Source organism: Microbulbifer bruguierae (assembly GCF_029869925.1).
Classification (GTDB): Bacteria; Pseudomonadota; Gammaproteobacteria; order Pseudomonadales; family Cellvibrionaceae; genus Microbulbifer; species Microbulbifer bruguierae.
This window is the reverse complement of record NZ_CP118605.1, coordinates 3,972,644-3,984,204: the sequence shown is the minus strand read 5'-3', so window position 1 is coordinate 3,984,204 and position 11,561 is coordinate 3,972,644. Positions and strand designations below refer to the sequence as shown.

The following is an 11,561-nucleotide window of genomic DNA, read 5'->3' as shown; positions in this document are numbered from 1 at the left end:
TGCCAGTCAAAAATTGAGTTTGCCAGCCACCGCACAGGCGGCAGCACCGGGGGAAGGAACCGGTCGCGGAACTTTATGGGATGGGGGTAGCTGGCACCGTGAAACAAGTCAAACTTGAAGCGCCTTTGCGGGAACTTTTTCTACGTTTGCCAAACAGTTCTCAGGTAAAGTTCAGGTAGTTTGTGAACTTTATGGAACCAGAACTCAACCACTTCAACGAGTCGAAGTGGTTGCGCTGGTTGCGGAGCTGGGGCTCCGCGTTCCCGGCAGTGTATTTTGGAATGCGGAGCCGGAGCTCCGCACTCCCTGGTCAGGCGGCGGGAAGGAAGTCGATCGGGTAGAGGATAGTGATGGTTGGCACCCCGGCTTTTTCACCAAAGTTGAACCGTTTCACCCGCGCAACGATCTCCGAGTTGAGCGCCGGCGAATCCATATCGCTGCTCTCGACTTTTGCCAGAGATACGGAGCCGTCTGGCTGAATGGTAATACGCAGTACCATCTTGCCCTGCAGTGCCGGATTATTGCGCAACTCCCGGTTATAGATCCGGTACAGTGCCGCCTTGTAACGATCGAAGACAATCTGGATTTCTTCATCGGTACGTGACGGTCCTACACCTTCGCTGAGCGGCCGCTCTTCACCGGCGAAGTCACCCTCGGTGCCGATACCGCTGGATACCCGCGAGAAACTGACCCCTTCCAGCGCCGTACCCACACCACCGGCATTGCGGCTGAGCGCGGCGGTATTGATACCGTCGGAACCGGATTTTGCCGCGGCGGTAATCAGGGAGCGCTGACTGCGGTTCTCCTTCTTGCCCGCTGTACTGAGCTGAGTCTGCTGACCGAGGCGCTTATCCAGGTCATCCTGAATCAGATCCTGGAAGTTGTCCTTGAACGCCAGTACCCCGGCGCGCTCGACTTTCTTGCTCACCTGCTTTTTCTCAACATTGGATGGCTTGGGTTCTTCCTTCGCCACTTCCTGCTTGGGTTTTTCAGGCTCTTTCTTTTTCTCCTCCGGCTTTTTCACCACCTGCTCCGGTGGTGGTTTCGGCTTGGTTTTCTTTTCCAGAACCAGTTTGGCCAGGCGCTCGGGTACTTCCACCACTTCGCTTTCATCTGGCTCGGGCAGTTGCCAGATGTGCACGCCGAAACCGAGGAAGCACGCCAGCAACAGACACGCGAGTACGCTGACGCGGAAGCGGCGTTCGTCGTCTCCATTGTTGTTCCACGGCATGATGGCGTCACGGAAAGCGGAATTACCGATTTCACGCGTGACTTCATACTCGTAGTGAACATCTTCTTCCGCCTGGCGAATTTCGCGGAACTCCGCATCCAACTCGAACAGGTCATCGCGACAGTCTTCCATCTGATCCTGCAATTTGCGCTTGCGCTCATGCAGCAGGTTCAAATTGGCATGATAGATACTGACGGTTTTCTGCAGGCGATGGATCAGCGCTTTGGAAGCATCCTGCTTGTAGTGCTCAGCCCAGAACAGATCACCGGCACCGGCCTCTTCGAGCTTGCCGAGACGATCGGAAATTTCGTCCAGCAACTGATGCTTGGCCTCATCCCGACGCAGTGTATCCAGCCGGCCATCAATCTGGCTGTGCTCGCTCTCGAGTACAGCCAGCTGCTGGCGAACAACTTTCTGCTTCGCTGTCAGTGCCTGTTTTTGTTGATGAAAATTATTCACAAACGCTCACTAACTCTGAGATGCTTTTTGGATGACCGCGAGGGAAATACGGGTATAGCCGGCGTTGGTGCAGCTGGACATGACTTTTTTCAGCACACTGAACGGCACGGTGCGGTCCGCCAGAATATTCACTTCCGGCGGTTCCGCCAGTAGTTCCGCGGCTTCGGCACTGACGTCTTCACCGGCGGCGGCGCGCTCGGCCAGTGCGGCCTTGGCCTCTTCCAGCTCATCGCCGGCGACCGTCATGGCTTTGCCCACTTCGCGAATCATCGCCTGCTGAATCGCCTCGATCACCAACTCTTCACTCTGGAACAGTTGCTCGGTGGTCATCACCGGCTTGGCTTCGATCAATACCTCGTCGTGGGTGACCATCAAGGTGACGGTTTCACGCGGTTTCGACTCCACCACCGAGTCCGGCAGGGTAATGACCTTGGGCGCCTCGATGGCTTCGTTGCTGGAACTGTTGGTCAGCAGGAAGAACACCAGAATGGTGAACACGTCCATCAGCGAGGTGAGGTTCATGCCCGGCGTTTTGCGCTTGCGGCTGCGCGCCATGCGCTTCATACGTCTGCTTTCACGTTTCACGGCGCGTCTCCCAGGGATATATCGGGAAAGAGTTCCATTGTCTCTGACTTCGCTTCCGGATCCGCTGCTGCACCTTCTTCCGGTGTCGGCAACACTTGCGCGCTGCGCACGGTATCCATGATGCCGACAAGATGCTCATAGGCCACTTCCGGCTCCATCAGCAGGGTGGTATCGGTTTTATCGGGGTAGCTCTGCTTAATACGGATCAGGTATTCCCGAAGTTTGCTGAGGTCATACACTTCCGCGGTGGGCGCAACAACGGGTATGCCGTTTTCGTCCACCGTAGTTTGCGCGCCCGCTCCCGAATCTTCACTCGCGACGGATTGCGCACCGTCCTCCCCCTGGTTCAGGTTGGGAAAGCGGGCGATGACTTTGTCGCCGTCGCTGATTTCGAGTACGTCCTTACGCACCACGACTTCCAGGGTTACTCCCGGATCTTCCGCTCCGCCACCGGCACCGCTGGGCATATTCAGTTCGAGAATAGTGACCCGGGAAAATACTGCGGAAACCAGCAGAAAAGGCACCAGTACCACCATCAGGTTGAGGAAGGCGGTGATGTCCAGCTCGGGCGCTTCTTTGGCTCTGCTATGACGCCTGCTTCTCATTACGCGGATTCCGGTTTGGGGTTCTCGTCAGTTTTTTTCGAAGCGGACTGTTGCTGTGCCTGCTGAGTTTTCTGGATGTCCGGGTTCACGGTTTTGCCACTCGCCGGTGCACGCTCTTCCTGGCCGGCTTCGCTGCGACGGCGAGTGCCGGAGGACATGATGTTGAGTGCTTTGACGGAGACCATTTCGAGGCTATCGACGATCTGTCCGGTAAGGGAATTCAACAGAGCGTGTACGATCAGCAGTGCGATACCGACCATGAGGCCGAAGGCGGTGGTGTTCATCGCCACGGAGATACTGGCGGACAGCAGGTCAGCCTTTTCTGCGGGGTTAGCGTTGGCTACGGCGGTGAAGGCTTCGATGAGGCCCATGATGGTGCCGAGCAGGCCGAGCAGGGTGGCGATGTTGGAGCCGAGCGCAACGTAGGGGGTACGTTTTTCCAGTTGCGGGATGGTCTCCATGATGCTTTCTTCCATGGCGATTTCGATGTCTTCACGGCGGCGTACGGCGCCCTGACGTTCGAGGCCCATGGCGAGCAGCCGGCCTACGCCGGTGTTGTCGTCTTTGACGAGGTTGCGGGCGCGGTCAAAATCGCCGGCATTGAGTACTGGCTGTAGCTTTTCCCACGCGGCGCGGTTGGTGTGGCGCTCGTAGACGAGGCGGATATAGCGTTCGATTGCTACCGCGGCGCCGAGCGCGAATACCACCAAAATGGGGTACATGAACGCACCACCAGTCTGAAAAAACGCGACTACGCTGTTCAAGAAATCCATCATTTGCCCTCTTGGTTTTCTTTCTCGGGTCCGCGGTTTTTTCCGCTTTGCCTAGTTTTGACCTGTTGTGGTCGTTTTTTGGTTAGTTACTTCGTAGCTCTGTTTGATAGCGCTCTGTTTGGAGCCCTTTGGCGGCGGGCCACCGGGGGCGAGTTTTCAAAACCGCTGTAAATACATCCCTGTACGCTGCGTCGGCAACTTCCCTGTTGCCGACGCTTTTGAAAACTCGCCCCCGGCGCCCCTCCTTCAATTTGCAGTTTTATGCTTCGTCAGTATTTGTTTTTCAGTCATCTGTAAGACTGAGCTGGTAGAACTCAAGCTCTCGAGAAAACACTTCTTTGTCCAGCGGCTGCAGCCTGGGGTCCAGCAGGCTGGAACTGAGTCCGCTTTCCACGCCCACTTCCGAGCTTTTCCAGGGAACGATGTAAAGTGACTTTGGAGCCTCTTTGTTACCGATAATGGAAATACCGGAAAGCTCCTTAACATCCGTATCCACTTTGTTTTCTTTTTGTTCGTCCTGTGCGCCAGCACTGGAGGCGATCAACAGCAGGAAAAGTACTGTCAGTTTCTGGAATTGGCTTGCCATCAGTTGGCCCTCCGTTTGAGATCGGTTACCCAGATGGCGACTTTGGCATCGTCGGGTTGATAGTTCAGGTACTGCTCGAATTGTGCGAGTGCACAATTCACATCCTGAAGATAGAGGTCGCACAGAATGCCGAGGTTTTTGATCAGCGGCAGGTTTTCCGGGTGCAGCTGTAGCGACTCTGCGTAGATACTTCTGGCATCCTCGAAGCGGCCCTGGTGGCGGTAGAGGACGGCGAGTTCGTTGCTGGCTACCGGGTCAAATGGCGCTGCGCGCAGGGCCTGGCGAAAGGATTCTTCCGCATGTTGTTCGTCGTCCGTTTTTACGTAGGCGATACCGAGATTGACGTAAGGCGCGGAGAGGCGTTGTTCCCGCTCGACCACACTTTGCAGCAGTTCGATGGCTTCGGGGTAGCGCTCGCCCTGCATATATTCCACGGCCTGCAGGAAGTCGCGATTGACACCGCCCGCAACCTTTACGCTCATGGGATCAACCGGGCGGCTGGAGGTCTGGGGGCCGCTGACGCAGGCGCTGAGTAGCAGCACCAGTGCGCACAGGGAAGCGCGCAGCAGAGAGGTTTGTGTGAGGATACGGTTCATCAGCCCTGGTCCTCGCCGGTGTTGTTTTCCGCAATGATGGTGGTTTCAGATTCAGCGGGTGCTTTCGCTTGCTGTTTTTCAGACTGCTTTGTTTCAATCTGTTGTGCTTGCGTCAGCTGCTCCTCCGGCAATTGCGGAACCGGCACGATGGTCATGACGATATTCCCGGCATCTTCCTCGCGCTCGTATCGCGCGGGCACCAGGCCGGCCAGTTGTCCAATACTTTTCGCGACCCAATCGTTGTAAATTCCGGCGGCCATCAGGTCGATGTTTTTCTCGTGTACGGAAATGGCGCGCTCTTCGAACGGGTAGATCTGCTCTTCCAGTGCTAGTTCGTATTCCTCCAGTTCCATCGCATCCAGACTGTTGGGACGTTCGGACTCTTTGAGGGCGCGGCTGAAGTGGAGGTAGATTTCACCGAGATAGAAGGTCGCGGCCGCAGTAACGTCGGCCACCTGATAGTCGATCAGGTCACTGAAGGCTTTGGTGGCAGCCTGCATACGGGTGCGTTTGGTTTTGAGGTTGCGCTCAAGCGGCGCCATCAGGGCAATTTCCGCAAAGGCGTCGTAACGGGGTTCCGCCAGTTTCAGGGCGGCGTTACCGGCGAGGTAGCGGGTGCGTTCATTGCGTTCGTTAGCACCGCGCAATTCAATGCGCACCATGTCATCCAGGGTATTGAAATAGGCCTTCTGGTTGCCGCTGTGGAAGTGGATGTCGGCCATTTTTTGCCGAACTTCCAGCGCGGGCTCCATGGGCTGCGGAAAGAGTTTTACGTAGCGATTGAGCGCCGCCAGTGCGCGCTCGGGGCTGCTGGCTGCGCTGTACAGTTCGGCGGCCTGGGTAAGTGCTTCGCGGCGAACGTCTTCGTCTTCGGTTTCCCGTTCGATACGCTCGAATTCCGCCGCCGCCAACAGCAGCTGGCCGCCCTCCTGGTATACCACGGCGAGTTTTTTGGTGACTTCTTTCTGCAGCTCGTGCTCTGGATGGTTGCTGCGGAAGGCCTTGAGCACGCTGGCGGCACGATCCCAGCTCTGCAGCTGGATCAGCGCCGCCGCCGCATCGTACTCGGCGGTGGCGAGAATGGAGGCACCGGGAGCGGCATTGCGAATACGCAGGAAATGTTCCGCCGCGGCCAGGTGATCTTCCGCCTTGCGGGCAAGGTCACCCTGCTGATAGATGGCACCGGCGAGATTGTCCACCAGATCGGCGCGATCTTTGGCATCCGCGGCGGTGAGTGACAGTGCCTGGCGATAGCCGACTTCCGCATCGGCATACAGTGCGGTGTCAAACGAGGCGTGCGCAACCAGCAGCCATGCAGAGCGCAGAATCTGAGTTTCTGCTGCGGGGAATTTTTCCAGCAGCAGGCGACCATTGAGGATGGTTTCCGGGAAGCTCTTCAGCGTGTACAGATCGCCCACCGCGCCAAGCAATATCTGCGGGGCTTTGCCGTGCTCGGGGAAGGTTTCCGCGAAGGTGAGAGACGAGCGGATGATCTCTTTCTGCACTGCGGTTCTCTCCGCCAGTGCATCTATCCCGAGGTCGTTTTTCAGGTGCTCGCGGTAGGCAAACACCGCGGCGTAGCCTGCCTCGCTGGCATTTTTATTTTCGCTGTGGCCCGGGTACTGATACGCAGTGCGCTCGTATTCCACCGCGGCGTTGCGGAAATCCCGGTTTTCCAGCATCAGCCCCGCCAGCTGGTAGTTAATGCCCGGCGCCTTGGGTTGATCCGCAAAAGATGTGAGATAACGGCGATACCAGTGAATGGCTTCGCGGTAGTTTTCGCTGCGTTTTTTCGCGAACTCCTGATCCTTGGGTTTTACGCCCTGATAGGCGGCGTGGTAGTGGCTCGCCAGATCAATCAGGTTGGCCTGCTGGAATTCCACCACGCTGGCGTATTCGCTGATATCAAATACGGTCCAGTAGCGGGCATCCAGGGCGTAGGTATTGGCGAAGGTTTTCTTCGCCTCCAGCACCAGCCGCGGGAAGCCACCTTTCTGATAAATTTCGATGACGCGGATAGAGAATGCCGGGGCCACCTTGTGTAACGGATTGCGCTCGACGAAGGCGTTGTAGGCCAATGCCGCGTCCTGATAGCGACGCTTGTCCAGGTAGTATTCACCCAGATGACTGTAGACGTAGGATTCGTAATCGCGTGCGCCCTTGCGACTAAAGTAATCCACAATGGATTCGGCACCACCGAGGTAAGAAAAGCTCAGGCTGATGACCCGGAAGGTGTCTTCGATATGCTTGCGCTCGGTGGCGTTATCCTGCTGCTCGAAGTCATAACCCGCAGCCACTTTAACATCGAGCATGCGTACGAAATCGTCGAGCGCCATCTCGTACATATCCTGCTTGAACAGGGCCCAGCCGCGCTTGTAGATGGCGATTTCGTAGAAGCTGGACACCTGCCCCATATCGACCACTCGGCCGTAGGATTCCTCCGCATCCAGATACTTCTTGCGCGTGAAATAATATTCACCAAGACGGAAGTAAGCTTCGTCGACATGTCGCGAGGCCGGGAATTTTGCTACCAGCTGACGCAGGATATTGACTGCTTCCTCGATTTCGCCGGTCTCTTCGTAGGCGCGAGAGAGCTGGTACATCACCTGGTCGTTGCGCTCGTACAGTGGGTACTGCGCCAACAGTTTCTGGTACAGGGCAATGGCTTCCCGCGCATTGGCGGCGAGCAGTGCATCGGCGTTATCTCCGGGCAGCACGGCATCGCTGCCAGTGTTGGCAACAGCAACTTCGCCCGCGGCGCGCGCCTCGAAATCTTCGCGGCTCTCACGATTGACACCATTAACACCGGCAATACCGTTTGCCGCGTTAACACCCGCTGGGCTGGCAGCAATGGCAACAGCTTGAAGAGCTTCCATATTCGCCGGCAAGGCAGCGGTTTTTACCGATGCCGGTGCAGACGCCGCCTTTTGGTTCGCCGCCACAAGCTCGTCCTCAGAAACAAGGCGGGTTTCCGTGGAACGCGACGTTTGCCCCGCGTTCAAGCCTTCTTCTGCGCGATAGGCCTGCTTGATTTTCAGGTCGGCGATACGGCGGATCGCTTCCGGAGTCAGTGCTGTTTCCGGGGTTTCCTGCAGATATTTCTGGTAACTGGCCAGGGCTTTTTCCAGGCTGCCGTCAATTCGGGTTTCCGCGATTTCGATGTCGACGTTTTGCAGGCTGCCGATGGTATTGCCACTGTTGCCGGCACAGGCGGCGAGCAACAGCGCCGCAGACGCGGCAGTGACCAGCCGGAAGTGCGCCCTGGGGAAGAACGGGGAGAAAGTCGCGCACCGCAGATGCTTATTCATCGCCAACCACCTCTTCACTGCCAGGTGCTTCCTGCGCGGGCGGGTTTTCGCCGGATGGCGTTTCATGGTCCGGCTCGGACTGCTTCAGCGCTTGCACCTGCTGTTGGTACTCCGCGACCTTGCGCACATCTGTGCGCTGCTCCTGCAATTCGTTGGCGCGGTCATAACTGTCTGCCAGGGCGAAGCGGGCCTTGATCTGATAACTCTCCAGTTGCGCGCGGCGCTGATCCAGCTCGTCGATGGCAAGCTGTTCCAGCATACGGCCCTGACGGGCCATCAGCTGCTCAATACGATTCTGGGCACGGTTGAGTCCGGCCCGCAGTGTGGCAATCTGGTCGCGGTAACCCTGATAACTGTGGGTAGCGGCCTGGCGTCTGCGCACATAGTGTTGGTAGGTTTCCTGCAGGGTCGCGATGACACCATCCAGCGCCTGCAGGTGCCGGTAGGCTTCGGTCAGGCGATCGTCAAATTCCCGGGACAGACGGAAATTCAGTACGCCTTCAAGGCGCGCAACCCGCGCTTCCGTTTCGCCGCTGTTCAGGCTCGGATTATGCGCAAGGATTTCGCGGATACGCTCGAGAATCAGGCGAGACTCGGTTTCCTCGCTTTTTGCCAGCAGTTGCGGGTGGCGATTCACCAACAGGTTGTCGATACGCGCGGCGAGGCGTTGGCGCTGCTCAAGACGCATTTTGATACGTGCATCGATCTGGCGGAACTCGACGTCGAGCCCCGGTAAAATCGGCTCGTAGTAACCTCGGCGCACCGCGATGATTTCTTCAAACGCATCGAGACTCTGCAACCAGGTCTGGTTGCGCTCCAGCAGGTCGTTCAGGTCCTGATAATTGCGCAGGAATTCCTGGAAGTCATTGGAGGCCATCAGATCCAGCAGGTAATGGGTTTCCGGGGCATCCGGCAGTTTGCGCAACGCCACCACCCAGTTCTTTACCTGACTCGCTTCTTTGCGGCGCAGCGCCTCCAGTAACTTGCCTTCCCGGATACTGTTGATGGAATCGGTGAGTACATCCACCTGGCTTCCAAACAGTTCGAGCGCCTGACCGTAGTTCACCGCCGCGGTGCTGTGAACATCGAGTTTTCCGTAGGCGTAGGGCACGGCGAGCATGGCTTCCTGTACCGCCGCGTTGGTGTTCTGGCGCTGGCTCAGCAATCGCCAGGGCACCAGTGCACGATCGTAGCGGCCAGCGTTGGCCTCTACCCAGCCAGCCCCCAGCAGTGCCTGATTGGAGAAAGGGCCGCTCAACTGCACCCGGTCAAAATAAGTGCGTGCGCGCTGATACTCTTGCGCCTCCATCAGCTGGTAACCGAGCAGCAGGTTGGTTTTATCCTGCAGCGCCGCTGTGGCCTCGCTGCGACCGGCATTGCGGCCCAGGCTGTCCAGCTCCACTACACCTTTTTCGATTTCTCCCAGCTTGAGCAGGGCGATACCCAGGTTGTACTCCACAAACCCGGCAAGGGATTCTGCCTTTGTATCGCCCTTTAGCTCCTTGAGTAGCGCCACCGCTTCCTCAAAGCGCCCCAGCTGCATATACACCCGCGCGCGCAGGAACTGTTCGTCCGCACGCACCCGCTCAGGCACCCGTCCCTCGATCAGCTCAAGGGCGTGCAGGGCATTGGCGGGCTGCTGTTTGTGATAGTGGATTTTTGCCAGTCGATAAGCGGCTTCATTCTTGATCGGCTGCGGTACGTCGCCATTGATCACCGCCTCCATAGCCCGGCCAGCTTCCCGGTGCATACGGTAGGACAGTTCCAGGTCCCCCACGGCAAACTCCGCCTGGCCAAAATGCAGACTGAAGGGATCCAGCTCGGGGTCGTCCAGAAGGCGGAATTGCTTCAGCTCGGTATCGAGCCCGGCGATCGCATCGAGATATTTGTCCTGATGGGCATTGAACAGCGCCTCACCGAAGAACAGATCGCGCAGCTCTTCGGTGTGCAGGGCCGTCGGATCAACGGAAGTTTTGGCCGCAGCGGGCACGGCGCACAGCGCAGCCAGCGCCGCACCGGCAATCCCGTTGCGCAGACGGAATCTCATGTTCACCAGTCCTGGAAGTCGATGGCTGACTGGTTGGCGGCGATTTTAATCTCGACAAATTTCGGCCCTACCGCCTTATCCACGCTGTAGCTGGCGGTCCCGCGATACTCTTTGCCGGATTTGGATTTACCGAAATAGCTGACTTCCAGGGGGTGGGCACCGGTCTGGACATTGGCGGTATAAATACGCTGAACACCGCCCTTTTGCAGCGCTTCAATTTCCCGGAAAGTGTAGAGGTGGTGGGCGACTACCTGATTGTTCAGTTTCAACTCAACCGATTCGAGACTGAATTCATCACTGGCCGCAAGCGAGATAAAAAATGCGGCCTGGGTATTGGAGGGAAACAGGAGCTTTTCTTCCAGACGGTTCAGCTCGGATGTGAGACTGATCACATCCTGCTTCACATCCTGGATCTGCTCATCGAGGCCACGGATTTCTTCGCGGCTCACATTCTGGCCACTGGCCGTTGCCGCCAGTACCAGCAAAGCGGTTGCCATCAGTACTCTGTACATATCCCGTTACCCCGAACCGACCCATAAGTTTTGGTCACAAAAAAACGCAGCAAAAATTCGGCTGCGAATCCTCAGCGGTGCTGATTGTATTTCAAGGAAGGTGGCGGGATATGTGAGGCGCTTCAAAACTCGCGCAGGGGATCAGCGAGGAATTTTTGTTTAAATTCAATGTGCTCGCTGCCAAACCTCGAAAGTGTGACAGGTTTCACTGGCAATGGATGACGAACCTGTGTGGACCACTTCACATGCAGAACAATTAAAGGAACCCGGTCATGTTTTGAAAGCTGACTGTCGCACACTGCAGACTAAAAAAAGGAATTTTTCACTTTGAGGGAAATCGCCAACATTCTTGTTCGCGCCGGTGTGACGGCTTCACCATTTTTTCAGGGCATCTTCATCGCTGCTGCGCGCTTCAACCCAGCTGCCGCTGTCTGTGCCTTCCCCTACTTCCCGCTTCCAGAACGGAGCGCGACTTTTAAGAAAGTCCATAATAAATGCACAGGCATCCAGCGCGGCCTGGCGATGGGTGGAGGTGGTTCCCACGAAAACAATTTCATCACCGGCGTCGAGCGGACCGTAGCGATGGATCACCCGCACTCGCCCGAGGGGCCAGCGCTCGGCGGCCTGACGGGCGATATCCCCAAGCGCGGATTCGGCCATACCCGGGTAGTGTTCCAGTTCCAGTACCGTGACCGACTTGCGCTCTCCAGTTTCACTGGGGGAGAAATCCCGCACATTGCCGACAAACATGGCGGTGGCACCGTCGGCAAAGTTTTGCTCACGGAGTCGGTTGTATTCGGCTCCGGGGTCGAATCCCTGCGCCTGCACGGAGATGGAAATCTCTACAGCCATGCTCAAG

Annotated in this window: 10 protein-coding genes; all 10 read right to left on the bottom strand. The window is 57.2% G+C overall.

The genetic code is table 11. The features are described from left to right. Positions 1–310: 310 nt before the first annotated feature. The 10 genes from PVT68_RS16395 to PVT68_RS16350 all read right to left on the bottom strand — a co-directional run bounded on the left by PVT68_RS16395 (position 311) and on the right by PVT68_RS16350 (position 11,554). Positions 311–1,690, bottom strand: coding sequence for an AgmX/PglI C-terminal domain-containing protein (locus PVT68_RS16395; protein WP_280319957.1), 1,380 nt, complete (start codon positions 1,688–1,690; stop codon positions 311–313). A 9-nt stretch (positions 1,691–1,699) separates the two neighbouring features. Continuing rightward, the gene (locus tag PVT68_RS16390; RefSeq protein WP_280319955.1) at positions 1,700–2,275 is read right to left on the bottom strand and encodes an ExbD/TolR family protein; all 576 of its coding nucleotides are present in this window, start codon (positions 2,273–2,275) and stop codon (positions 1,700–1,702) included. After that, positions 2,272–2,880 (bottom strand): ExbD/TolR family protein, encoded by a 609-nt coding sequence (locus tag PVT68_RS16385; RefSeq protein ID WP_280319953.1) that lies wholly within the window; start codon positions 2,878–2,880, stop codon positions 2,272–2,274. The genes PVT68_RS16390 and PVT68_RS16385 overlap by 4 nt, the downstream gene beginning before the upstream one ends. Next, a complete protein-coding gene (locus tag PVT68_RS16380; protein ID WP_280319951.1) occupies positions 2,880–3,656 on the bottom strand; it encodes a MotA/TolQ/ExbB proton channel family protein in 777 nt (258 codons plus the stop codon). Before PVT68_RS16380 ends, PVT68_RS16385 begins: the two co-directional genes overlap by 1 nt. A gap of 280 nt (positions 3,657–3,936) precedes the next feature. Continuing rightward, positions 3,937–4,239: a hypothetical protein gene (locus tag PVT68_RS16375; RefSeq protein ID WP_280319949.1), complete on the bottom strand. Its 303-nt coding sequence runs from the start codon at positions 4,237–4,239 to the stop codon at positions 3,937–3,939. Beyond that, positions 4,239–4,835, bottom strand: coding sequence for a tetratricopeptide repeat protein (locus tag PVT68_RS16370; protein ID WP_280319947.1), 597 nt, complete (start codon positions 4,833–4,835; stop codon positions 4,239–4,241). Before PVT68_RS16370 ends, PVT68_RS16375 begins: the two co-directional genes overlap by 1 nt. After that, positions 4,835–8,143 carry a tetratricopeptide repeat protein gene (locus PVT68_RS16365; RefSeq protein ID WP_280319946.1) on the bottom strand — a complete coding sequence of 1,103 codons (3,309 nt, stop codon included), beginning with the start codon at positions 8,141–8,143 and terminating at the stop codon, positions 4,835–4,837. The genes PVT68_RS16370 and PVT68_RS16365 overlap by 1 nt, the downstream gene beginning before the upstream one ends. Next, on the bottom strand, positions 8,136–10,190 hold the full coding sequence (locus PVT68_RS16360; protein WP_280319944.1) for a tetratricopeptide repeat protein: 2,055 nt from the start codon (positions 10,188–10,190) through the stop codon (positions 8,136–8,138). Before PVT68_RS16360 ends, PVT68_RS16365 begins: the two co-directional genes overlap by 8 nt. A 2-nt stretch (positions 10,191–10,192) precedes the next feature. After that, positions 10,193–10,702, bottom strand: coding sequence for a hypothetical protein (locus PVT68_RS16355; protein ID WP_280319942.1), 510 nt, complete (start codon positions 10,700–10,702; stop codon positions 10,193–10,195). A 372-nt stretch (positions 10,703–11,074) separates the two neighbouring features. Next, positions 11,075–11,554, bottom strand: coding sequence for a molybdenum cofactor biosynthesis protein MoaE (locus PVT68_RS16350; RefSeq protein ID WP_280319940.1), 480 nt, complete (start codon positions 11,552–11,554; stop codon positions 11,075–11,077). Positions 11,555–11,561: the final 7 nt, after the last annotated feature.

What these genes read in the sequence shown, in the direction of transcription:
- PVT68_RS16385 (WP_280319953.1), bottom strand. Translation starts at nt 2,880, where the DNA reads ATGAGAAGCAGGCGTCATAGCAGAGCCAAAGAAGCGCCCGAGCTGGAC.
- PVT68_RS16380 (WP_280319951.1), bottom strand. Translation starts at nt 3,656, where the DNA reads ATGATGGATTTCTTGAACAGCGTAGTCGCGTTTTTTCAGACTGGTGGT.
- PVT68_RS16375 (WP_280319949.1), bottom strand. Translation starts at nt 4,239, where the DNA reads ATGGCAAGCCAATTCCAGAAACTGACAGTACTTTTCCTGCTGTTGATC.
- PVT68_RS16370 (WP_280319947.1), bottom strand. Translation starts at nt 4,835, where the DNA reads ATGAACCGTATCCTCACACAAACCTCTCTGCTGCGCGCTTCCCTGTGC.
- PVT68_RS16365 (WP_280319946.1), bottom strand. Translation starts at nt 8,143, where the DNA reads ATGAATAAGCATCTGCGGTGCGCGACTTTCTCCCCGTTCTTCCCCAGG.
- PVT68_RS16360 (WP_280319944.1), bottom strand. Translation starts at nt 10,190, where the DNA reads ATGAGATTCCGTCTGCGCAACGGGATTGCCGGTGCGGCGCTGGCTGCG.
- PVT68_RS16355 (WP_280319942.1), bottom strand. Translation starts at nt 10,702, where the DNA reads ATGTACAGAGTACTGATGGCAACCGCTTTGCTGGTACTGGCGGCAACG.
- PVT68_RS16350 (WP_280319940.1), bottom strand. Translation starts at nt 11,554, where the DNA reads ATGGCTGTAGAGATTTCCATCTCCGTGCAGGCGCAGGGATTCGACCCC.